This window comes from Magnetococcales bacterium (assembly GCA_015228935.1).
Taxonomy (GTDB): domain Bacteria; phylum Pseudomonadota; class Magnetococcia; order Magnetococcales; family DC0425bin3; genus HA3dbin3.
Genome location: JADGCO010000001.1, coordinates 198,675 through 222,889 on the forward strand (window position 1 = coordinate 198,675; position 24,215 = coordinate 222,889).

The 24,215-nt window shown below is 55.7% G+C and carries 19 protein-coding genes; 10 read left to right on the plus strand and 9 right to left on the minus strand.

The annotated features are described in order from the left end of the window. Positions 1-5: 5 nt before the first annotated feature. The 7 genes from HQL65_00965 to HQL65_00995 all read right to left on the minus strand — a co-directional run bounded on the left by HQL65_00965 (position 6) and on the right by HQL65_00995 (position 7,134). Positions 6-1,745: a TolC family protein gene (locus HQL65_00965; protein MBF0134781.1), complete on the minus strand. Its 1,740-nt coding sequence runs from the start codon at positions 1,743-1,745 to the stop codon at positions 6-8. A gap of 184 nt (positions 1,746-1,929) precedes the next feature. Next, the gene (locus HQL65_00970) at positions 1,930-2,712 is read right to left on the minus strand and encodes a phosphocholine cytidylyltransferase family protein (protein MBF0134782.1); all 783 of its coding nucleotides are present in this window, start codon (positions 2,710-2,712) and stop codon (positions 1,930-1,932) included. Positions 2,713-2,738: 26 nt separating this feature from the next. Then, positions 2,739-2,960 carry a type II toxin-antitoxin system HicB family antitoxin gene (locus tag HQL65_00975; GenBank protein ID MBF0134783.1) on the minus strand — a complete coding sequence of 74 codons (222 nt, stop codon included), beginning with the start codon at positions 2,958-2,960 and terminating at the stop codon, positions 2,739-2,741. Beyond that, positions 2,957-3,199 (minus strand): type II toxin-antitoxin system HicA family toxin, encoded by a 243-nt coding sequence (locus tag HQL65_00980; GenBank protein ID MBF0134784.1) that lies wholly within the window; start codon positions 3,197-3,199, stop codon positions 2,957-2,959. Before HQL65_00980 ends, HQL65_00975 begins: the two co-directional genes overlap by 4 nt. A gap of 54 nt (positions 3,200-3,253) precedes the next feature. Then, positions 3,254-3,985: a gamma-glutamyl-gamma-aminobutyrate hydrolase family protein gene (locus HQL65_00985; GenBank protein MBF0134785.1), complete on the minus strand. Its 732-nt coding sequence runs from the start codon at positions 3,983-3,985 to the stop codon at positions 3,254-3,256. Then, on the minus strand, positions 3,982-6,333 hold the full coding sequence (locus HQL65_00990; protein ID MBF0134786.1) for a phosphoenolpyruvate synthase: 2,352 nt from the start codon (positions 6,331-6,333) through the stop codon (positions 3,982-3,984). The genes HQL65_00985 and HQL65_00990 overlap by 4 nt, the downstream gene beginning before the upstream one ends. A gap of 48 nt (positions 6,334-6,381) precedes the next feature. After that, positions 6,382-7,134: a methyltransferase domain-containing protein gene (locus tag HQL65_00995; protein ID MBF0134787.1), complete on the minus strand. Its 753-nt coding sequence runs from the start codon at positions 7,132-7,134 to the stop codon at positions 6,382-6,384. A 327-nt stretch (positions 7,135-7,461) separates the two neighbouring features. Between HQL65_00995 and HQL65_01000 the strand changes: the two genes are divergently transcribed. The 7 genes from HQL65_01000 (at position 7,462) to HQL65_01030 (ending at position 16,594) form a co-directional block, all read left to right on the plus strand. Further along, on the plus strand, positions 7,462-8,724 hold the full coding sequence (locus tag HQL65_01000) for an AAA family ATPase (protein ID MBF0134788.1): 1,263 nt from the start codon (positions 7,462-7,464) through the stop codon (positions 8,722-8,724). Then, positions 8,721-9,389, plus strand: coding sequence for a DUF4276 family protein (locus tag HQL65_01005; protein ID MBF0134789.1), 669 nt, complete (start codon positions 8,721-8,723; stop codon positions 9,387-9,389). Before HQL65_01000 ends, HQL65_01005 begins: the two co-directional genes overlap by 4 nt. Positions 9,390-9,987: 598 nt before the next feature. Continuing rightward, the gene (locus tag HQL65_01010; protein ID MBF0134790.1) at positions 9,988-13,476 is read left to right on the plus strand and encodes a molybdopterin-dependent oxidoreductase; all 3,489 of its coding nucleotides are present in this window, start codon (positions 9,988-9,990) and stop codon (positions 13,474-13,476) included. Between the two features lie 32 nt (positions 13,477-13,508). Further along, complete coding sequence (locus HQL65_01015; protein MBF0134791.1) at positions 13,509-14,636, plus strand: dehydrogenase; 1,128 nt, start codon at positions 13,509-13,511, stop codon at positions 14,634-14,636. Positions 14,637-14,650: 14 nt separating this feature from the next. Continuing rightward, the gene (locus tag HQL65_01020; protein MBF0134792.1) at positions 14,651-15,586 is read left to right on the plus strand and encodes a hypothetical protein; all 936 of its coding nucleotides are present in this window, start codon (positions 14,651-14,653) and stop codon (positions 15,584-15,586) included. A 9-nt stretch (positions 15,587-15,595) separates the two neighbouring features. After that, positions 15,596-16,339, plus strand: coding sequence for a molecular chaperone TorD family protein (locus tag HQL65_01025; protein ID MBF0134793.1), 744 nt, complete (start codon positions 15,596-15,598; stop codon positions 16,337-16,339). Positions 16,340-16,381: 42 nt separating this feature from the next. Next, positions 16,382-16,594 (plus strand): hypothetical protein, encoded by a 213-nt coding sequence (locus tag HQL65_01030; protein MBF0134794.1) that lies wholly within the window; start codon positions 16,382-16,384, stop codon positions 16,592-16,594. Between the two features lie 213 nt (positions 16,595-16,807). On the opposite strand, the gene HQL65_01035 is transcribed toward HQL65_01030, so the two are convergent. Further along, complete coding sequence (locus tag HQL65_01035) at positions 16,808-17,428, minus strand: hypothetical protein (protein MBF0134795.1); 621 nt, start codon at positions 17,426-17,428, stop codon at positions 16,808-16,810. A 1,462-nt stretch (positions 17,429-18,890) separates the two neighbouring features. Here HQL65_01035 and HQL65_01040 point away from each other — a divergent pair. From HQL65_01040 to HQL65_01050, 3 genes are read left to right on the plus strand one after another with little or no spacing between them, the layout of a single operon-like run. Continuing rightward, positions 18,891-20,780 (plus strand): potassium transporter Kup, encoded by a 1,890-nt coding sequence (locus HQL65_01040; protein MBF0134796.1) that lies wholly within the window; start codon positions 18,891-18,893, stop codon positions 20,778-20,780. A gap of 6 nt (positions 20,781-20,786) precedes the next feature. Next, the gene (locus tag HQL65_01045) at positions 20,787-22,856 is read left to right on the plus strand and encodes a DUF4118 domain-containing protein (protein MBF0134797.1); all 2,070 of its coding nucleotides are present in this window, start codon (positions 20,787-20,789) and stop codon (positions 22,854-22,856) included. Continuing rightward, positions 22,853-23,554, plus strand: a complete 702-nt coding sequence (locus HQL65_01050) for a response regulator (GenBank protein MBF0134798.1) — start codon at positions 22,853-22,855, stop codon at positions 23,552-23,554. The genes HQL65_01045 and HQL65_01050 overlap by 4 nt, the downstream gene beginning before the upstream one ends. Before the next feature lie 51 nt (positions 23,555-23,605). On the opposite strand, the gene HQL65_01055 is transcribed toward HQL65_01050, so the two are convergent. Continuing rightward, positions 23,606-24,004, minus strand: a complete 399-nt coding sequence (locus HQL65_01055) for a response regulator (GenBank protein MBF0134799.1) — start codon at positions 24,002-24,004, stop codon at positions 23,606-23,608. Positions 24,005-24,215 lie beyond the last annotated feature (211 nt).

Below are 24,215 nucleotides of genomic sequence, written 5' to 3' on the forward strand. Positions count from 1 at the left end.
GCGTTTCAAGGTGGGTTGACCCCTTCTTGGACAGGCAGGGGCCTTGACGGATTGTTCAGGGTAGCGGATTGGTTCGCTGGAGGAAAGGTGGGCGATGGGATATCCAGAATGAATGTCTCCGGTTCATGCCGTGGGGTTGCCTGGATGCGTTCCATGGACTTTTGCAGGAGTTTGCGGACCCGTTCGATCAGATCAGCCCGGGAATTGGGCACTGTCGTGGGTTCAGGACCGGGAACCTGTATCAGGGCTTTTTCCCATTCAGTCAGATTTTTTTCAATGTTTTCACTCAGGGATTTCAGATCATTGTCGGTGGTGTTCATGGCAACCGGATCGGCTCCCACGGCCACCTGAAGTTGACCCAGGGCATTTTCCAGTTGAGCAAGAGCTTGATTTTGTTGCAGGCGGGTCAAAACGGCTTTGACCTTGTTGCGGATTTGTTCCAGGCGGTTTTCGGCGGCGTTGTTTTGTTGCGTGGTCACATGGTGCAGGATTGCCTGGTCGATGGTGCTGAGATCCATGGTCCGGCGATACTGTTGCAAGGCGGTGAGATATTGCCGCCAGGCAATATGGGTTTGACTCAAAATGGCCATGTGCAGGGCCAGGCGACGGGTTTCGGTCACCGCTTCCTGTGATCTGGCCCATTGCAACCGCCAGGGGGCCGTGGCCAGATTGATCAGGTTCCAGGAGATGCGCAAGCCCGCTTCCGCCCAGCTCTGGTTGACCAGAAAGGTATTGCTTTCATAATTGCCGGTCAGGCTCATTTCCAGGCCGGGAAAGAGGCGGGCGATGGCTTTGCGGGTCTCCTCGCTGCTGATACGGGCCTGATAATTTTCTTCACGCAACTCCGGGCGGTTGCGCAGAGCCAGTCGTTCCAGGGCGGCCAGGGGCATGTCAGAGGGGAACGCGGTCAGGGGGGGTTCAGTGGCGGCCAGTTTGAAGGTTTTTCCCGGTGGCACGTTCATCAAGGGAGACAACTCGATGCGGGCCATGGCCATGTCGTCACGCAATTTTTCCAACTGCACCACAATTTCCAGAATCGAACGTCGATAGCGCAATATCTCCAGAGGGGGACGCAGACGTTCCTGGGCGATTTGCTCCAGGGCAACACGGGCCTCTTCGGCCTGTTGCAAGGCATCGGTAATCTCTTGGGCCAGGTTTTGTGCCCCCCAGGCACGCCAGAAGGCGTAACGAATTTCCCGGGTCAGGTTTTGAATCACCTTGCGCCGCCGCTCTTCGGTGATCAGCAACCGGTCCGCCTCCTGGCGTGCCCGGAAATAGCTGACGCCAAAATCCAGGACATTCCAGGTCATGGAGAGGTCGATCTGTTCATGATCCCGATTCTGCGAGGTCGAGGACTCAAGGGAAATGCTGCCACTCTGGACCGATTGGCTGCTGGAAGCCGCCGCATTGGAGCGGCTCGTATAGCCCGCCGAAGCCAGCAACCCGGGCAGCAGCTCCGCCCGGGTCAGGTCCAGTTGATTTCTGGAAAGCATCTCTTCCATCAACTTCAGACGGTGATCAAGATTGAAGCTGATGGCCCGGGCCATGGCATCATAGATGGTCACGGTTTCCGGGAGGGGGGGCTGGTTTTCGAACATTTTAAGCTCATCGGCCTCGACGAGCCGGGCCTGCTCTGCCTCGGTCAAGGCCTGCGGTTTGACAATACAGCCAGCCGGCAGGATCAGAAGGAGTATCCAGCCCAACAGATACAGCGACAGGGAAGTGGCAGATTTGCAGGCAGACATCTTCGCCAATCAATTGACAAGGTGGCCAGACAGTCGCAACTTGAGAACCTCTGTAAAATCAGGTCCTCAGCCCAGGGCGTCCGGAATGCTGCCTTTGACATGCAGCTTCTGTTCATATCCTGGTGTTGCCCGCCATCTTGAGACTACGCAAATTTTCTGCCAATTATCCGGATGTTTTCATGTGTCAATTCGAATGGAGTCTGCCTGGAACAATCTCGTGAAACATTCCCATGTCTCCACTCTCAAACAATTGATCATAGAGAAATTTATCTTCGATCCGATCCAGTTCCATCCAGAGACCGGTGACCGGAACGGCAGGAATTTTCCAGCCAGTCCGGATGAGGCGGATCAGCAGACCGGTCATGTCCAGGCGTTGGCGGTCGGGGGCGGGGAGGGTGTGGAGAACGTGTTCCACGCGCTCCCAACCGCCGGGTTGAAAGCGCAGCAGGCCCATGAACTGGCCCTGAATCTGTTCGATGTCATCGGTGCGACCGCCGATGTCGAGGAGGTAGCCATCCGGGTCGGTACAGAAGGTTTCGGCATCCAGGAGCGGGTTGGCAAAGCGGGCTTCCCAGATTTTTCGCCAACAGGTATGCGACGTGATGGCCAGTTCGGCACGGGTGGCATTCAGCTTGTGCAGCATGGCGGCTTCCATGGTGATGTCGGCATAACAGACGATACAGGGAAATCGGGTCAGCCAGTCACGGGCACAGGTCAGGGAGAGGACCATGTTGGTGGTGGCCCAGGCGGGATTGTGGAAGGTGTCGGGGACCCTGGTTGCCAACTGTTCTGCCTGATAACCGGTGACGATGGCCACCCGGGTGATGCCGGCATCCCGGAAGGCCGCCAATTGCCAGTCAAGGAGGGTACGGCCTCCCAACGAGAGGAGACATTTGGGTTGCGTGTTGGTCAAGGTTCCCATACGACTGCCGCGACCGGCGGCCAGAATGATGCCTCTGGTGTCCATGGTGTCAAAAACTTCCTGGGATCATGTTATTCACCCGGCTTGATGATGTTCGATTCCGGAATTATCCGTCCTTGTTCTTCAGCCACATCCAACCAGGAGAGCATGGCTTCCCTGCCATTGGCTAAGGCATCTTCGACCGTTTCTCCATCAGACATGCAACCGGGCAGGTCGGGAAATTCGATCAGATAACCACCACCTTCTTCCTTTTTCAGATGACGGATCATGAAGGGAAAGTTTGGTTCGTTCATTTTGCATTCTCGATTGTGTCGATCATTTCGACTAATTTGAAAATATAGACTGGTTTCAACGGTTTGTGAGCTGGAATACTCAAAATTTCTGTGACACTGGGATGAGAAAAAATCACATGGCTTCCACGAGGATTTCGCACGATCATTCCATATCGCTCGGCAAGAGTCTTGATTTCCTCAATTCGCCAGTCACGGGCACTGTTCCGCATTTTCTGGAGAACTTTTTGAGCTTTCGTCATGGGAATATCATAACACCGAAAATGCGAATCATGTCAAAGCAAGATGTGTCGTCATTACATACAACGGCTTTGGTCACGATCTGATTTATTAAAATTTTCCATGTGACGCTGGTCAACCGGGTCATGTTTCAATTGCAGATGGCTGCCAAACACACTCGCGAATAAAACAACATCCTGGTGCCGGAAAGGGGTGATGCGTTCCGGATGCCACATGATGCCGCAAAGAGGTTCTGCCGGGTGCCGGATGGCCTTGATGACGCCATCCACGGCCCAGGCCCAGACATGCAGAGTCTCTTTGCCGGTCTGGAGGGGAAAAACGGAATTTTTCTGGTCATGGGCCAGATCGACAATCTGGAATCCAAACTCATGGAAACTGTTGACGGTTTCCCAGTTGCCCCGGATGCGGATATTTTGTTGGGGCTGGACGTGTCCCTGCACCCGCTGCAAGGTCAGACCCAGATGTGACATCAGGACCTGCATGCCGCGACAGACACCCAGGACCGGGATGTGTCGCTCCCTGGCCCATGGCAGGAGGGCAAACTCCAGGGCATCCCGTTCCGGGGCATCGCCCTGCAAGGCTGCCAGGGTATTGCCACCGGTCAACAGAATGCCTTGGGGTCGGCAGGCTTGCAACAGGTCGAGGGCAGTGGCCGCATGGTTCGGCAACAACAGCGGCAAAATACCGCAAAGCCGCAAAAACGCCACCCAGCGCTGATCCAGGGCATCGCGCCGTTCCCCCGTTGCCGGGTGCAGATCGACTCTCTGGGTGACGGCGATGCAGGTCATCCCATGATCCGTACCTGCCGGTTGGCGCAATCCATGGCCAGGACCCGGGCTTGTGACCACTCCCGGAACAGGATTTCCCCGGCCCCGATCACGGCAGGAATGCCCAGTTCTCCGGCCCGGATGGCCATGTGCGAGTTGACGCCGCCAAATTCGGTGATGAAACCGCCAATGCCATGGGAAAAAATCCAGTCATAGCCGGGGTCGGCGTGCGAAATCATGATCACATTGCCCGGCAACCGGGCATGCTCGGCATCCTCCCGGACCACCTGACCCACGACATGTTCCAGGGTGATGTAATTGGGGTGGTCCACGGGCAGTTGGAATTGATAGACATCATCCGGACGGACGATGAGGGGCGGCAGGGAGAGACTCTGGGTGAGGACATGTCGCCGCCGTCCCTCCGCAATGGTGTGGGCCAGGACGGTTTCCGGATCCTCGCTCCCGGCATAGAGGCGATGAATCAGGCCGATATCGGCAAAGGAGGCATCCTCGCGGCTGAAGCCATGGTCGCGGGCATATGTTTCGAACAACTGCAAGGCAGTACTCAGACTCCGGGTAAAGATGAATTTGGCCTGTTCCCGTCCTTCGATGGCACCCTGGATAAACCGGAACAGGCTGAGAACGTCATGATCGATACCATGTTTTTTCAGCAGGCTCAGGATCCCCTCCATTTTTCCCAACGTCAGGGAGAAGGGGTCCCGGTTTTCCCGGGGGGGAGGAATTTTACTGGAGGTTTCACCCTTCCTGGTGGACCAGTCGAAGTAAAGATCCGGCTCTTCGTCATAACGCGGGGAGAGAATGTTGTAGGTACCGGGACGCAGATGTCCATAACGGGCCAGAAAAGCTTCCCGGCTCAGGGTATGAAAATCCTCTCCCAGGCGGGAACTGACGGTTTGCAGGGAGGTCATGAAGGCGGCATGATCCCGGGCTGACAGGACGCCGACCTGCACCAGGGATTTCAGCATTTGCACGGCAATGAAACCGGCCCGGGCCAGACCGGCAAAGGGGAGGGTTCCATACCGTTTGCAATCCTCAAGAATCCAGTAGATCTTGGCGAGAGTGTCCTGGTTGCTGGAGGCAATTTTTTGCCGACGCTCTTCGAGTTCCTGCACGCGCCGGATGTCCCCTTTCCAGAGGCCGGCTTCTTCGCCGATGATCCGGTTGGTCAATTTTCTGAGGCTCTGTTCCAGTGCCCGGGTATCCTGTCGGGAAAAACCATGCTCGTGCAGTACCGTGAGTCGTTCCGGCAGATCGAAGGTATAACAGGAGTAGATGACCTCGAACTCCACCTTGTCATGTTGATGGGGATTTTCCTCCAGACGGTCGATGTAGTGGTTGACCAGACGTTCGGCCAGAGTTTCCGGTACGTCTGCCGGCACGAACGAGTTGAAGCTGACCCGGACATCGATGTAGGGCAGACCGGCAAAATCGATCAGCAGGGGAAAACTGCGCAGATTTCTGTAGCCGTAGTTGTCCCGTTGGTAGGCCCAGATGTGATCGGTCACCAGTTCCTTGTAGAGGGACAAGGCGAGGGGGCGTGGCCGCACCCCGATGATTTCGGCGGGATTCCAGTCCGGCATGATGCCAAAGATGGAACGTCGCCCGTAAAGATAGGGATGGGGTTGTGTGTGGGAGGTGATTTTTCGATGGATCTGTTGCAGGACCTGCCGGCTGGTTGCGGCATCACCGGTAAATCCCCCGGCGCGATGCAGGGGTCGCACCTGGAGCAGATACAACTCCCCATTGCCAGCCACGGCAAATTCCACATCCAGGGTATCGCGGGCAAACAGGGTTTCCAGTTCTTGCAGGAGGCGGAGCAAACCTTGCCAGGGTTCTGACGGCAGTTCGGGGGCATTGCGGGCCAGATACAACGTTTGCAAGTGTTGGCCGGCCCCGGAGGTCACCCCATCCGTCTTTCCCGTATGGGCATCGTAGTTGATGACGTTATAATGGCCCCCTGTGTTGGGATCTCGCGTAAAGGCGACGCCGCTCACATGGACAGATGATAAAAATGGTTGGACAAAAATCTGGTCATCCTGGGAACCGGCGGCAAAAGAGGCCAGCACCTGGTCAATGGCCAGACTCAAGTCATCCTGGCTCACCACATTGCCCACCGAGGTGAAGTGACCGGCCAGGGAACCGCTCTCCGTATCCTCTGCCCGGGCAGAACTGCGCACGATCAAGGGTCCCTGCGACCAGGCATGCCCGAGGATTTCCTGCCTGACCCTGCCCGGTGTTTCCCGCCACTGCCGGGCGGTAAACCGGTATTGCGGAAGAATCCGGGCACTCTTGAGAACGGGTTCCAGCAACGCCAGTGTTTCTGCCTTGGTACCGAATTGCATGGCCATGGGCAACCTCACGAAAACCGTTATGCCAAACCGGAATGGACCAACCGGTTACAGTTTGGCCTGGGCCATCCAGATGCGTGTGGTGTAGGGAATGGGAATGGCTTGCTGACCGGTTTCCGTCACCAGACGTTCAATGGCCTGGATGATGGCCGGCAGGCGGGCACCGGCCTGCCGTTGCAACGTGGCATGCGAGCGCCAGGCCTCGACCAGGTCCGCCGGGGTTTGGGCATGCACGATGGTTCCCTCCATGCGTATCACCTCGCCGAACAGGCCCGACTCTCGAATCACTTCCGTCTGATCCTGGCGGCGGGTGCCATAGTCGTAATCCGGAATGGTATCGCGAATGATTTGTTCAATTTTTTGTTGAAAGGGATCATCGAGATCACGATGATTCCACAGAGCGGCAAACCAGCCCCGTTTTTTGAGAATGCGGCAGCTTTCCCGCAAGGCAGCCGGGCGATCCGTGACATTGAACGACGAACCAAAAGTGACCATGTCGAAACGTCCAGACTCTTGTCCGGTCTGTTCGCCGCTTCCTTCTGACCATTGCACGCGGGGCAGGTGCGCGGTTCGTTCCCGACCCAGGGCGCGCATGGCGTCGTTGGGTTCCACGGCCTGCACCGTCAAGCCCCGTCCGGCAAGCTGCAAGGTCAGGTGGGCCACGCCCGCCCCCACGTCACAGACCACCGCCGGCGGACGACACCCCGCCAGGGCCAGCATTTCATCGATGGCGGATGCCGCATAATCCGGACGTTTCAAGTAGGCCTGGGCCAGGTTGGAATAATCCCATTCGGTCTGCATCGCGTTGCCTCACCCTGTTTGCCAAAGTATTGTTCTCCTTTGCCGGCCACAGGCAATTATTTCCCGTGGCTGCCAGGCAGGATTTTCCGGACAACAGCCTGGGAACCAGCCCGGGTTGTGTTTCTGTTGCCTTGAAATAGGTGCCCTGCCGAGGAAAAAGCATAAATCAGGCCAAGCGTGGGCTGTCTGGCAAGCCTGATGCCAGGCGATGAGATGAATATTAGCGGTGTGCTGAAGAAGAATGCTTTTCACATTGATGACAACCACTGCCTGGCTATACACTCTTCGATAGAAGCTTCACATCCTGTTTGGTATGGAACGCGCACCATGGCTATGATCGAAGGACTTCGCATTCGTAACTATCGTGCCCTCAAAGACATCACGATGGGCAGAATTGGCACCGATCCTGACTACAAGGATGTTGATGAACTGACACCTCTGGTAGTGGTTATTGGCAGGAATGGTGCTGGCAAGAGTACCCTTTTCGATGCTTTTGGCTTTCTGGCTGACTGCATGGAGATGGATGTGGAAACTGCCTGCAACGTAGGCTGGCGTGGCGGACTGGACAAACTTCTTTCAGTTGACGTGCAGGATGATCCAAACGCCACCCTGGATTTCGTCGTCTATTACCGGGAAGCACAAAACGAAAGACCCATTACCTACGAGATTTCCATTGGCCGCAATCCAAAAACCGGCGAGGCCTGCGTGGCATCGGAAAAGTTGCGGCAACGCCGCCTTGGAGAGAGGTATGGTCGCCCCTATCCCTTCCTTGATCTGACCTTCGGCCGGGGATACGCATGGGCAGGCCAGAAAAGCGTGGAAGGAGACGAGGCAGGGGACAAAATGGCTGTCACCCTCAATCCCGGTCGGCTGGCCATCACGACCCTGGCAGAACATATCAAAGATCATCCCCGCGTCACCCGATTCCGCAATTTTATCAAGGGTTGGTACTTGAGCTACTTTACTCCTGACGCTGCCCGTCAGACGCCCAAGTTCAAACCCGAGACGCACCTTGATCTGCGCGGAGAAAATCTCGGCAATGTGGTCCACCATATGTATACCAGGGACAAAAAGCGCTTCGAAAAAGTACTGGATCGTATCGGGCGGAAAATTCCGGGCATTGGACGTATTACGCCCTATGTGGATTCGGTGACCAAAAACGTTTATCTGCAATTTTTTGACAAGGGGTTCACCACGTCCTTTTTTGCTCCCCAAATGTCTGATGGTACCCTGAAACTCTTCGCATACATGCTGCTCCTGGAAGATCCTGAACCGCCTCCCTTCATCTGTATCGAAGAGCCGGAAAACGGCCTGCATCACAAACTGCTGGAAGATCTGGCTCGCGAGTTCCGTGCCCACGCGGAAAGGATGCCAAAGCCGCCACAGCTTTTCATCACCACTCACCAGCCCTACTTCGTCGATGCACTGACACCTGCAGAGACGTGGATCCTGGAAAAACAGGACAATGGTTTCGCTACTCTTTCTCATGCCAGCGACAACCCAGTCATCGTGAACATGGTCAATGAGGGTATTCCCCTGGGAAACCTGTGGTACAGCGACTACATGGACGATTGGACGGACGTGAGATGAAATTTCATATCCTTGTCGAGGGAATCTCCGACAAAACTGCCCTATGGTATCTGCTGCCTGGAATTCTTGGTCCTCGGGAACATCCACACATGTGGTATATCCACAAACATAAAGGCATCGGCTCACTTTCCACGGCTCCCCATACCGTGGTCAAATCTGCGGAAACTTTGCTGGGCCAACTGCCCACCAAACTGAAGGCCTACGGACAAGCTTTAAAAGAAGATGAAATCGTTGTGGTTCTGCTTGACCTGGATGATAAAGATCAGGCCTTGTTTTGTACTCAGATGGCATGCCTTGTGGCTGGAATTAATCCCATGCCCAACCTTCTCGTCTGTTTTGCCATTGAAGAGCTGGAAGCCTGGTATCTGGGAGACATGACGGCTCTGTTTACAGCTTTTCCAGAGGCCAGAAAACAAAGTGTTTTGGTAGGTGGTTACGTCCAGGACAGTATATGCGGTACATGGGAATTGTTGGTGCGTGTCACCCTTGGCAAGGATCCAGCGTCACTGTCCAAGAGAGGTCGATGTGAATCGGGAGAGTTCAAGACCCAACTTGCCAACAAGATTTCGCCACACATGGATGTTGATAAAAACCTTTCTCCAAGTTTCCAAACTTTCAGAGATTTGTTGCGGAATACAGCAAACCTTCCACTCAAAGTTTTCTGAATTTTGCAGGTAAGGGTTTTGCGGGATGCGCATCCCGGTCACTGTCTCTTCCATGCGTGTGGATCCCTTGGCGTGAGGATCCCTTGATGGCAATACCTTCTGGAAAAACTTGTCCCAGGATTGTCAATTCAGAGCCAGGTTCCAGTCGTCAAAATCCAAAATTGCTCAAATATCACTACCTGAAAGAGCCAAGTGAAAAAATGCATGGAAATTGATCTGGATCAAGTTTCCCTTATATTTTGTGTGGACAACGGGCCGCACCATCGGGCAGGATCCTGAACCTGTTGCCCTGCTCGCTGTGAGGCCGAAGTCGAAAGTGCTGCACACAGGGAGTCTTGCGTATCTGTTGGTTGGTCGTCCATTGCCGTTTGCGTTCAGATCTGTTGTGGTGAATTTTGTCAAGATTCCGTTATAGTGATTTTTTTCAGTGGTCTTAACGTGATCCGGGTCCGGTTTTCCTGATTCTGGCGTAAAAAGGGATCCGGTGCATGTTGGGTGGTTGGTGATGTTCAAAAGGTCAAGCATGTGAAACATGGATGCGGGCCGTCGTCACACACGGTCCGCGAAAAGAGGACACAGGCTTCGGGAGGCAGACGAAATGAGTTCAGAAACGAACCAGTTGTCACGGCGGCGTTTCCTTCAGGCGGTGGGTGTCGCCGGATTGGGGACTCTGGCTGTGCCAGGAGAGGTGATGGCGGGATTCCGCTACCTCTCCCCGGTCCAGGTGGAGAACCCCCTGGCCGCGTACCCCAATCGCGATTGGGAACGGATTTATCGGGATATTTTTCGGCATGACAAGACATTCGTCTTCATGTGCTGCCCGAACGATACCCATAACTGCCTTCTCAATGCCTTCGTCAAGAACGATGTCATTGTGCGTATCGAGCCGACCTATGGGTACGGCAAGGCGCAGGACCTCTACGGCAACCAGGCAACCCATCGTTGGGATCCCCGCTGCTGCCAGAAGGGTCTGGTTCTTGCCCGCCGTTTCTACGGTGATCGGCGTGTCAATGGGTCGTTTCTGCGCAAAGGGTTCAAGGAGTGGGTGGACCAGGGATTCCCGCGTGATCCGGCCACGGGTGCGGCTCCCCCGTCCCTGATGCGCCGGGGCTGGGACTCCTGGGTGAAAGTGACCGCCCAGGAAGCTGCCCAGTATCACGCCAAATCCCTTTATAACATCTCCAAGACCTATACCGGTGATCAGGGCAAAAAATATTTGCTGGCCCAGGGGTATGATCCCGACATGGTGGAAGCGGTCGGCGGGGCCGGAACCCGGGTGACCAAATTCCGGGGTGGCATGGCCATGCAGGGTGCTTTGCGCATCTTCGGTGCCTTCCGCATGGGCAACTCCATGGCCCTGCTGGATGCTCACCTGCGCAAGGTTCCCGAGGAAGAGGCCAAAGGCTCCGGTTCCTGGGACTCCTATTCGTTCCATACCGACCTTCCCCCCGGCCATCCCATGGTGACGGGTGATCAAACCAATGACTTCGAATTGTTCGATTCGGAAAATGCCGGCCTCATCATTGCCTGGGGCATGAACTGGATTTCAACCAAGATGCCGGATGGTCACTGGCTCTCCGAAGCCCGTCTCAAGGGAGCCAAGACCGTCGCCGTGACCGTGGAATACTCCTCCACGGCCAACAAGTGCGATGATGTCCTCGTGATTCGCCCCGGCACCGATCCGGCCTTTGCCCTCGGTCTGGCCCAGGTGATCATCGCCGAGAATCTCTACGATGCCGACTTCGTCAAGCGGTATACCGATCTGCCCACCCTGGTGCGGATGGATACCCTGGATCGTCTGCAAGCCAAGGATGTATTCGCCGGCCACAAAAACAGCGCCTTGCAAAACTGGACCCAGGTGATTCCAAAAGGTGAAAAACCCGGTCCCACCCCGGCCCAGAGGGGTGTGCAGATTCCGGAAGCCCTGGCAGGCGAGTTTGGCGACTTTGTCATGTGGGACGCCAAAAAGAATGCCGCCGTGGCCGTCACCCACGACCAGGTGGGGTCGCACTTTGAAAAGCTGGGTATCGATCCGGCCCTGCAAGGCAGTTTCGATGTGACCCTGGCGGACGGCAGAAAAGTGGTCTGTCGTACCGTGTTCGATCTGACCAAACAGTATCTGGACCACAACATGAAACCGGCCATGGTGCGCCAAATCACCTGGGCACCGGAAAATGGCATCCAGACCCTGGCCCGCGATATTGCCAAAAATCGCGGCAAGACCCTGTTTGCCACCGGCATGGGCCCCAACCAGTTCTGGAACAACGACAACAAGGACCGGGCCATCCTGCTTGTGGCCGCCTTGACCGCCAACCTGGGTCGCCATGGCGGCAATGTGGGCAGCTACGCCGGTGTCTACAAAAACACCCTCTTCTCCGGCGTGCCCCGCTGGACCCTGGAAAATCCGTTCCATCCCCAACTCGATCCCGATGGCGCGGTCAAACCGCAGCTCTATCTGCGTCCCGAGTCCATGCACTACTGGGCCAATGGTGAACGGCTGATGAAGGCCGGCAACAAAAAAATCACCGTCGGTGCCCATGTCCCCACCCCGACCAAAGCCATCTGGCAGGTCAACTCCAACTCCAGCCTCGGCAATCAAAAGGGTATGTACGATGTGGTCTTCAATACCCTGCCCAAGGCGGAGATCGTGGTCTACAACGAATGGTGGTGGACCGCCTCCTGTGAGTTTTCCGACATCGTTTATGGTGTGGACTCCTGGATGGAATTGAAATATCCCGACTTCACGGGATCCAATACCAATCCGTTCTTCCAGGCCTATCCCCGCACCCCGGTCAAACGCTCCTATGCCACGGTTTCCGATAACGAAACCTATCTGTACGTGGCCCAGGAAATGGCCAAACTGACCGGTGACGAACGCTTTGCGCAAATGTGGAAATTCATCGCCGACGGTCGGCCCGAAGTCTATCTGCAACGGATGATCGACGGTTCGACATCGCTCAAAGGATACCGTTTCACGGAACTGGAAACCCTGGCCAAACAAGGAATTCCAGCCCTATTGAACACCCGGACCTATCCGCGCATCAACAGCTATGAACAGGTGCAGGAGTCCCGCCCCTGGCATACCAAGACCGGTCGCCTGGAGTACTACCGTCCCGAGCTGGAGTTCATCGAGGCGGGCGAAAATCTGATCGTGCATCGGGAACCTTCCGATGCCACTTTCCATGATCCCTGTGCCATTGTCGCGGCGGCCCATCCGGCCATCACGCCCAAGCGGCCCCCGGACTGGAACATTCCGGAAGGGGATCGGACCCATACCAGCCGGCAGATGCGCAACACGACCTACACGGTGGAGCAGCTTCTTGCCACCAAACATCCGTTGAAGGATAAAGGGTGGGATCACGTTTTCCACACCCCGAAATACCGGCACGGTGCCCACACCACCCCGATTGACACCGACTTCATGTCGGCTCTTTTCGGACCCTTTGGCGATATGTACCGGCGCGACAAGCGCATGCCGAGCGTCGGTGAAATGTACGTAGACATCAATCCAATCGATGCCAAGGCCATGGGCATCGAAGACGGGGATTATGTCCATGTGGACGGCGATCCGAATGACCTCCCCTTCCGGGGCTGGAACGATCCCAAACGCAAGGAAGAGTACAAGGTGGCACGCCTGCTGTGCCGCGCCCGCTACTATCCTGGCACTCCGACCGGGATTACCCGCATGTGGTTCAACGGCTACATGGCCACACCCGGTTCGGTGAAAGCCCATGAAACCCGTCTGGATGGCATCGCCAAAAATTCCGAGACCAACTATCAATCCCTGTTCCGTTACGGTGGTCACCAGAGCCTGACCCGTTCCTGGCTCAAACCCACCCACCAGACCGCAACCCTGATCACCCGGAAATCCTGGACCAACGAGGTGACCAAGGGGTTCAATGTCGATGTCCACTGCGTGACCAACGCTCCCCGTGAATCCATCGCCAAATTCACCAAAGCGGAAAATGGCGGTATCGGAGGCGTCGGCAAGTGGCGTCCGGTGGAACTGGGACTGCGTCCCGGAAATGAGAGCGCGTCCCTGAAGCAGTATCTTCAGGGCGGTTACGTGAAGATCACCAAGGCGTAAGCCAAGCGACGACGCCAGCAAGGAGCCTGACGATGCCGAAAGTATACAACTGGCAAATCGGCCGGGAGATGGAGTACCCCTACGCGGAAGCCCGGCCCAAAAAGCAGTTTGCCATGATCATGGACACGAACAAGTGCATTGCGTGTCAAACCTGCACCGTGGCCTGCAAAACCACCTGGACCTCCAGTCGAGGCCAGGAATACATGTTCTGGAACAATGTGGAAACCAAGCCTTACGGCTACTATCCCCTGGGCTGGGATGTGAAGATTCTCGAAAAACTCGGGGTCCAGGATGTGGATGGACCCGCCTACAAGGGCAAAACACTCTTCGAAGCCGCTCCCGAAGGAGAACGGGTCCTGGGCTATCTTCCCGACGACCTGGATTATGCCCATCCCAACATCAGTGAAGATGACTCCCTGGGCAACATGACCCAGGGGGCCTATATCACCATGCCGCACATGCAGTGGATGCACTATCTGCCTCGCATCTGCAACCATTGCACCTATCCGGCCTGTGTCGGTGCCTGCCCCCGGCAGTCGGCCTACAAACGACCTGAAGACGGCATCGTTCTTGTGGACCAGATGCGCTGCCGGGGTTACCGGGAGTGTGTGCGCGGTTGCCCGTACAAAAAGCCGTTCTTCAACAGCATGACGCGCACCTCGGAAAAGTGCGTCGGCTGTTATCCGGCGGTGGAAGGGGGCCGGCAGACCCAATGCACCATCACCTGTATCGGCAAAATCCGCCTGCAAGGGTTCATCTCCGCGCCCGACAAGGCACGGGATGACAATCCCCTGGATTATCTGGTCCATCTCCTGAAGATCGCCAAACCGCTCTTCCCGCAGTTGGGCCTGGAGCCGAACGTCTATTACATTCCACCGATCCATGTCCCTGCGCCCTATACGCAGCAAATGTTCGGTGGTGGTGTGGGCAAGGCCGTCGAACTCTACCGCAAGGCTGTGGATGACAAAAAGCTCCTGGCGGCACTGTTGCTCTTCGGAGCCACGCCCATGATCATCGACCGCTTCAAGTTGGAAGGGGATACCGCCGTCGGCTTTGACGATCAAGGGCAGGAGCTGGTGCGGGTTCCGATGCGTGAACCCACTTTCCTGCGCGTGGCCTATGACGAGGCCTACAAAACCCATCGCAGCAACATCACCTGACGGGGGACAAAGCCATGAACGGATGGAACAGAGCCCTTTGGCTGTCGGCCCTGATCGCCGGGATGGCGGGGAATGCCACCGCCGCCGGGACCGAAGCCCAAGCACCGGCAGCGCCTGCCAGCGCCGCCATACACTACGCCACCGCACCCACCAAGATCGACCCGCCGCCCGCCGGGGCGCTCCAGGCAATCCGGGTGGAGAGCAAAGGACCGGTCCTGGACCCCGATGCCAATGTCTGGGCACAGGCCAAACCTGTCACCGTCGCCTTGCAGCCCCAAGGGGTGACAGAACCCACCAACAACCAGCCGGCAGTCAGTGCCATGACCGTGCGCTCCGTGCATAATGGCCACTGGCTCTCCCTGCTCCTCGAATGGAAAGACCCCACCCAGAGCGACCGGGTGGTGGTGGACCAGTTCGGTGATCAGGTTGCCGTGGAACTGCCCGTTCGTTACCGGGCCAATGCCCCGGTCAACCCGATGATGGGAGCGCCCGGTGAACGGGTAAACATCATCCAATGGCGGTCCGCATTCCAGGCCGACCTGGTGCGGAAGCGGGATATCAACATTCGCGATATCTACCCCAATGCCCAGACCGACCTCTATCCGGATCAGGTCCTCAATACCTTCGACATGCGCGCTTACATGGGAGCTGGCGGAGTGGACAATCCGGTTGCCAAACATCGCGACAACCCGGTGCTGGATCAGGTGGCCGAAGGATTTGGCACCTTGACGGTCAAACAGCACCAGGAAGCCGATGGGCATGGTGTCTGGAGGGATGGTGCTTGGCACGTTGTCATCACCGTTCCCATGGCCCCCGAAGCCACCAACTCGCCGCGTCTGGAGCCAGGTGGACAAACAGTCACCGCCTTTGCCGTCTGGGAAGGGGGTGCCAAGGAGGTCGGCTCACGTAAATCCTGGTCGGATTGGGTGCCGGTCTCTCTCGCCAAATAAGGGTAATTCATGAACGGGCAACTGGAACATATTTCCAGCCCGGATGATCTGGAAGGGCGGTTGCAGGTGCTGTTGACTGCAGCCGCCTTTTTCCGATTCCTGGCGCGGGGGTTCGCCTACCCCCACCCAGGTCATCTGGCGCAGATTCTGACGGATATCCAATCCATTCCCAGAGAACCCACCCCGGCCCTGACCGCCCTGCAGGTGGTCTGGAGTCAGGTTGCCGAACCCGCCCTTCAGGAGGAACATGTCCGTCTCTTTCTGGGCAAGGGTTTGTGTTCCCTGCATGAAACCTCCTACGGCGATGCCCGTCGTATCGGCGGTCAGCCGGTGGAACTGGCCGATATCGGCGGTTTTTATCGGGCTTTTGGCGTGGAACCCTCCCCGACCCAACCCGATCTGCCGGATCATCTCTGTACCGAATTGGAATTTTACAGTTTGTTGCTGATGAAAGAGGGGTATGCCCTGAATGAAGGGTGGTCCGAACAGGCGCAAATTGCCGCTGACGCCGGCTTCAAATTTTTGGAACATCACCTGGGTCGCTGGATCGAACCCATGGTCCAGAATATTCGCGACAACGTCGGGCCTGTGACCCCCTATGGTACCCTGGCCGAGTTGCTCCTGGAGTCCATCCAGATGGAGTGCGCCCGCCGCCAAGTGACCCCGCAGCCCTTCTCGGGTCGCATACCGGTCGATGAATCCATCCTGGGTGACGCCTTCATCTGCCCAAGAGAGGGCACGCCACCCAACTGATTGACCACGCCACTGTACGTTTCATGGCCATGAGAAAAGCCAATGAACGTGAAATTAAATGGTTTGAAGAGCGATATGCAACAGGTTGATGCCCATATCATCACCCCTGAAGAATACGAGGAGATTCCTGAATTGCCTCCTGAGTTTTTCACGGAAGGAACGTTGTACCGTCATGGTGAACCCATCAATCGGGGGAAAATCGCCAGCCATGTCATAGTCCCCTCAAGTCGGGTCTCTCTTCAGACCCACCCATGAATTGGGGGTGAGGTGGAACAAAATTGAATGGCAGGCTTGTGGCCATGCGACCGGAGAAGATCCCCCAGGATTTAATGATTTGGATCAAGGCATAAGAGCGTTTCCGTCTGCCCCATACCCGGATCCAGATGGCCTGGGAACCTGGTCTAAATCCGGAAAGATTTGACGGACGCCGAAAAATACAATAACATGATTTAATTCAACATGTTGCTGTTATATTGTTTCTCTGGTTTCCTCGATCCCAAAAACGTCTTGTAACGAGCAGGCGTCTATTGCACGATCTGTCAGCACACGCAATGCGTCAAGGTCAGAGGCAAGCACCTTCTGCCTGACCCAAGCAGGCAGGTCAGGAAAGCGACGATGGAGGATCTGAAGCAGAACATCGCATCTCTCTTCCTGACGGCCTTGCACCAAGAGATGCCCAAATTTTGGCAGAGACGCAAGTTTCTCATCGGGTGTTACGTCTACCAACCAATCAAGCCACTCCTTCCCAAGCTGGGAAACGTCCTCGGGCGTGATCCCTTCCATTTCTGGATCATGCAATGAACCCTTCATGAGCAATCTCCTTAAACCGGCAATAGTTCGTTCAAACGCGACGGAAATCCTGAACAACCCTGCATGTTTGATCGTCTCAAACGCCTTTTTCCGCTCCTCATGTCGGCTGGAGAAACACTTCAAAGGCGCGTTCTGGGCCTCATTCGCCAGTTCGTTCAGCAGAATCAGACGGACAGCACCACCCCATCGTGGTCTGCTTTCATAAACGCCGCTTGGTCCGACGGGTTCAAAAGCAAACCGTTCAAGAAAGCCAAGAACAAACGCTGCGCCTCCGTCCAACCACTCTTCTGGCGCTGAATCAGGATCAGGTCTGCCTTGGGCGGGAGAGAGACGACCTGGACTTCTGAACGCACCTCAATGCCGACGGGTTCCAACAGCATTTTCAGCGTTTCGCCGACCAGACAGTGCCAGCAAGTCTTTGTTGCGCGACTATCCAAAAGCCTCTATTCCTTCATTTTTCCCTTGTCCGAGGCAAATCGCCTCAGCGCTGCATGGATTCCAATTTTCAAAGAGCTGTTCGAGAGAAGAGACACCGATATCCCGTACCCAAAATCCACTGATGCGGCACTTGGGCCACCCGGAAACGGCATCTCCATGCCCGGATTGTCCTGGACTTTACCTCTCCAGTTTATCAAAACCCGCAACGAGACCCCACCACAATGTCTGAAACCGGGTCGGACGAGCCAAACGGAAGGGACAGGGGTCAATTTTGGACGCTGATTTCCCCTAAAAGGGGGTCATTATTGGACGCTGAAAGACACCTTTCGCCTATCTGAAACACGTTATTACAGAGTTGACCACGGCAAAGACGGTGGATGACTTTGAAAAACCCCTGCCGTGGAATGTGGACAAGCCTCTTCTGTCAATGAACTGAGCGACGGGGAGGATTCACCGCTTACCGAATTTGGTGGGATGTTCCGAGAATTCCCCTATCTCAGATTGTCGCAGCCTTTCGAAGCAACAGCAATCGAACCGGCATTAGATCCTATGCTATACCCTCTAGCATAGTCGGCGTTGTCGTACTTGCCGTGAACAAGAGTACCACGAAATTTACATGCTGTATTTATAGTTGCAGCATATCCATCTTTGTATCCGGCAGATTCCCAATCTGTCGAATCACATGACGAATTTATCAGAGTACATATAATTAAAGCAGTGAAAGTTGATGTTTTCATTTGCGTAGTGCCTCACAGGTAAGGATGAACTCAACGTGAAGCTCCCTCTTCGAGCAAACTTTTGACCTTGCTCTCCACAGGACCGGCTCGGTTCTGCAAATTCGCCCGATTCCCTATCCCATCTTGTTCCCGAATCACTTCTCGCAAGCGCACGTTCTCGGCAATCAGTGGGTGGACATCCATGTCGACGTTGCTGTTCATGAGATCGAATTTGATCCCTTTTGGCCGATCTTGTCAAGTGGAACAATCACTTTTATTCCGGTGAACGGTTACCTCATTTTTTCCCAATTGCTCCCGATCCAATTGCCGGATTCAGGGTTAATCAGGTGTTTCTCGCCGCAGAATGTTGTGCTGCCTCCATCGGCAAGAGTTCCACACCAACCCTGACCGGCAACAGTTCCATGGCAATCCTGATACGATCCTGACCTTCCACAGGACAGAATTGACACCCAATTGACCTGATACCTGCCAGAGTTCCGACCCTGTCCACAGAGGGCGACACAGTTGGTCATGCACGGTGCGTGACGCCCCGGGATTTTGGTTGCGGAACAAGGCGAGGTGTCTACATGAAAAGGCTTGTACACGGGTCCGACCCGAACAATCGCTTTCTGGCATTGTTGATCGGGGCGACGGGTGTGGTTTTCGGCGATATCGGCACGAGTCCGCTGTATGCCATGAAGGAAACCTTCGCGGCCCTGGGATCGGCACCCGGTTTCGACGAGGTCCTGGGCACGGTATCCCTCATCTTCTGGACACTGATGATCGTTCTGACCCTGAAATATCAGTTTTTCATCATGCATGCGGACAACAAGGGCGAGGGAGGAACCATGGCCCTGGTGGCGATTGCCATGCAACAGGAAAAAGATCATCGGCAACGCAAAAAAATTCTTCTGCTGCTGGGCATGGGTGGTGTGGCCCTGTTTTTTGGCGACGGTGTCATCACGCCAGCCATTTCGGTACTGAGCGCCATCGAGGGACTGGAAGTGGCAACGCCCCTGCTCAAGCCTGTCGTGATTCCTGCCACCCTGGTGGTGATCATTGGCCTGTTCGTGGTCCAAAGACATGGTACGGCCAGAGTGGGAGCCGTTTTTGGACCCATCGTCGGCATCTGGTTTTTGGCCATTGCGCTCATCGGTCTTTGGAACATTCTGCATCATCCTGAAATTTTGCGCGCTTGCAACCCGTTTTATGGTATACAGCTTTTGTATATGCACCAGGACAGGGCCCTGCCTGTTCTGGGTGGTGTTTTCCTGGCAGTCACCGGGGCCGAAGCCCTGTATGCCGACATGGGGCATTTTGGCAAGGGACCGATCAACTGGGCCTGGGGTGGCTTCGTCTTTCCGGCATTGACTTTGAACTATCTGGGACAGGGTGCCCTGGTTCTGGGTCACCCGGAAGCCATCCATAATCCATTTTATCTGGCCATTCCCACCTGGGGTATCTATCCAATGGTCGTTCTGGCCACCGCAGCCACGGTCATTGCTTCGCAGGCGGTGATTTCGGGGGCTTATTCGGCGAGTTTCCAGGCCATGCAAATGGGTCTTCTGCCCCGCATGAACATCATTCACACCTCGGAAAACGAATTTGGTCAGATCTACGTTCCAACCGTCAATTGGACACTCATGGCCGCAGTGGTTGTCCTGGTCATCGCGTTCAAGGACTCCAGCAGTCTGGCCTCGGCCTATGGAATCGCCGTCACGGGCACGATGATCATTGTGACGCTGATTGCCTTTGGTCTGGTGTTGCGGCACCTGTTTCACTGGGGGTGGCTGCGTACCCTGCTCTTGTTGGGGTTGTTCCTGATGATCGATAGCACCTTCCTGTGCGCCAACCTGCTCAAGATTGCCGATGGCGGCTGGTTTCCATTGGTGCTGGGATCTGGCATCACCTTTTTGATGTTCACTTGGCAACAGGGGCGTCAAATCGCCGGACGTGCCATTCGTCGGGAAAGCATTCCTCTGCAACCCTTCCTGCGGCAACTCGATCACGAACAAGCCTGGCAGGGAACCGGAACCGCCGTCTACATGTCCTCCAATCCGGATATCACCCCCACAGCCCTGGTCCATTTGTCTCGTCATTCTCAAATGTTGCCGGCGCACAGAATCATCCTGAACGTCCATTTTCTGGAATCGCCGTTTGCCCAGGACCATGAAAAAATGCTCGTGACCCCGCTTTTCTGTCATTTTTATCAGGTGACCCTGGGTTTTGGTTTCATGGAAACGCCAGACATTCCGGGCCGGATGCGCTCCCAACAGATTGGGGACCTCCCCTTTGTACTGGAAGATGCCATATTCTACGTCGGCAAGGCCTCTTTTGTTCCCAGTCCACAAAAAGAGATGGCCCTCTGGCGTCTGCGCCTGTATCTGGGCATGGCCCGGGCTGCGGAAAGCGCCTCGGTTTTTTTCAATCTGCCCCCGCAACAGGTGGTGGATATCGGTACGCGGATCGTTCTCTAGAAAGCCATGACGAGCCTTTCGGTCGCACAGCTTCCGGCAGCAGATCCGGACCCATCCGCCCTAGAGGCGAAGCGTGACTGCATTCTGGTCTGTGTGGGTCCCAGTCCGGCGTCGGCGCGCTTGATCCATGCGGCGCATCGTCTGGCTGGAGATTTGCGGGCAGCCTGGATCGTGGTGACCGTGGATGCCCCGGATGCCTATCCCATGGATGATGCGGATCGGCAAAGAATCCTGGATCATCTCTGTCTGGCCGACTCCCTGGGAGCAAAATCGTTGCGGCTGTCAGGCAACCGGGTCAGTGATGAAATCATCCGTTGTGCCCAGGCGCATGGTGTTTCCAGAATTCTGGTGGGCAAGCCCACCTTGCGACGGTGGCGGGATCTTGTCAGACCTTCCCTGGTCTATGATCTGATTTGCAAGAGTGGCCGGATCGACATTCATTTCATCGATGGGGCACCAGTCGCCCCATCCCCTTTTCTTGCGTTGCAGGTTCACAAGCCGGCCCCCTGGACCTGGCATCTTGTTGGGGCAATGCTTGTGGTGCTGGTCACGCTGTTGGCCTGCCTGGGACAACATTATCTGCTTCCGGCGGACCTGGTCATGATTTATCTTCTGCCAATCATGATGACGGCTTTCCGGTATGGCCAGCGACCCTCGTTGTCCACGGCTGCCCTGGCCGTGGCTGCCTATGATTTTTTCTTCGTTCCACCCACGTTCACTTTTACGGTCGGGGATGCGCAACACATTCTGACCTTTGCCATCATGTTTGCCGTGGGTTTGGTCATCAGCCATCTGATGGGCCGTATTCGTCGGCAGGAGCAGGAGGCCCGGCAACGCGAACAACAAACCGATGCCCTGTACCATCTCAGCCGGGAAATCATGACCCTGCCCGACGATACCGCAACTGCCCAGGTGATCACCCAACATGCGGCCCGCATGTTCAAGGGGGATGCAGCGCTCTTTCTGGGCAACACCCCGGAAAATCTGACTCTGGCTGCCGCCACTCCGGAAACGTTTTTTCCCACCGAAACCATGCTGGCAACCCTGCATTGGAGCTGCCGTCATGCTACGGCGGCAGGACGGGGAACGCTCAATCCCCTGGATGGAGAGATTACGGTTTTGCCTTTGATCACTTCCCATCTTTTTGGAGTCTTGGCCATTCGCACTCTTGATCCGGATTTTTTTTCCGCCAGTCAACATCATTTACTGGTTGCATTTGTGCAACAGGCCACTCTGGCCATGGATCGGGCGCGTTTGAGTCGGGAAGCCCAGGCGGCGGCACTTCTGGCCCAGGCGGAAGAGCTGCGCAATGCCCTGCTGAGCATGGCCTCCCATGATTTGCGCACCCCGTTGGCCACCATCACCGGAGCCGGCACAACATTGCGGGATGATACAGAAAATCTCGATCCAGAACAACGACATGAACTCCTGGAAACCATTTGCATCGAATCCGAACGCATGGAACGACTGGTCACCAATCTGCTGGACATGGTGCGTCTTGAATCGGGCACCATTCACCTGCATCGGGAGTGGATTCCGTTCGAGGAGCTGGTCGGTTCCGCCATGGTGCGCCTGGAAAAGCGGTATCGGGATGGTCAAGTCACGGTACAGGTGGCTGAAGATACACCTCTTCTTTATGTGGATCCGGTTCTTTTCGAACAGGTGTTGGTCAACCTGCTGGACAATGCCCTTAAATATACCCCGCCAGGGACACCCATCACCTGGACGACCACCAGCCAGCCGGAGGGCGTTCGGATTGCCTTGCATGATGCGGGCAGGGGAATACCCGCCGGGAAGGAAGAGTATATTTTTGAAAAATTCGTGCGTGGACCATCAGCGGCGGGTATTCCCGGTTCTGGACTGGGATTGGCCATTTGTCGGAGCATCGTTCAGGCCCATGACGGGACCATTCGGGCTTGTGCCAATCCGACAGGTGGTGCCGAATTTCGCATTCTTTTGCCGTATCCCCCCCAACCTCCAGTCAGCACTCTGGAAGGTCAGGAAGCAACCGGTCTGGAGAGAGCCAGATGTACTTTGGGAGGTCAGGAAACAACCGGTCCGGAGAGACCCACATGAGCGACCCGGGCATCCGAATCCTGGTGGTGGATGACGAGGTACACATGCGCCGGTTTTTGCGCACGGCCCTTTCGGTCAGGGAGTTTCAGGTCCTGGAGGCGGAAAACCTGCGCGAAGCCCGCCTGGCCGTCACGTCCCATCCGCCGGAAATCATCCTGCTCGATCTGGGGCTTCCCGATGGTGACGGCCTGCATTTTATCCAGGAAATCCGGGAGTGGAGCCACATTCCGATCATTGTCATTTCGGCGCGTGGCCGCGAGGATGACAAGGTCATGGCATTGGATGCCGGTGCCGACGACTATCTGACCAAGCCGTTTGGCATCAACGAATTGATGGCCCGGGTCCGGGTGGCATTGCGCCATGCGGTCTTGTTGCAGACCAACTGTGCGCAAGAAGCCGTGTTGACGATTGGTTCGTTGCGACTGGACCCTGGCCGTCGCGAGGTGTGGGTCAATGACCACCCGGTCACGCTCACGCCCATCGAATACCGGCTTTTGCTGCTTCTGGCCCGCAATGCCGGACGGGTCTTGACCCATCGCCACATCATGAAGGAAATCTGGGGTGTTGCTTACGCCGATCAAACCCATACCCTGCGCGTGTTCATGGCCCAACTTCGCCGCAAGGTGGAGAGCAACCCTGCCCATCCGCAACTTCTCATGACGGAAATGGGTGTTGGTTACCGCATGCGCGACACTTGATCTTCCTCAGCTTTCAGATGTTCGGCGAGTCCTGAAGGAGTGAAGCGGAAGTCACAACACCAAGCCATATTCATGCAGTTTGTCCAGCAAGGCCTGACGGGTGATGGGTTTGGTCAAATAGTCGGTACAGTAGCCTTTGAAAAATGCTTCGATGGCCGCAAGGGGTGAATCATTGGCGGTGACCATGATGATCACGGCTTCCCGGGGACCGGTCATGCCGTACTCTCTTTCCATGGCACGAATTTTCAGCAAGGCATCCAGCCCATCCACATTGGGCATCATGATGTCCAACAAGATCAAGTCGTAGGGTTTTTCTTCGTCCAGGGATGTTTCGACAAATTTGATGGCTTCTGCACCATCCGTGGCCATGTCACAAAGAGCAAATGGCGATAGGATACCGTGCAACAGTCGTCTGTTTTCAAGCACATCATCGACAATCAAGCATTTCATACGCCCCCCTCCGTTCAGAAATACCAATAAAAATTACTCGAAAAACTTGATCAGTCTATATGATCGATGCATGATTTTGCTTTGCTTTGCTTTGCTTTGCTTTGCTTTGCTTTGCTTTGCTTTGCTTTGCTTAGCGAATTTTTAGTATTTTTCATATTTTATATATCACATGTTTGACTTTTACGAAAAAACCCCCTATACAGTAAAGTCG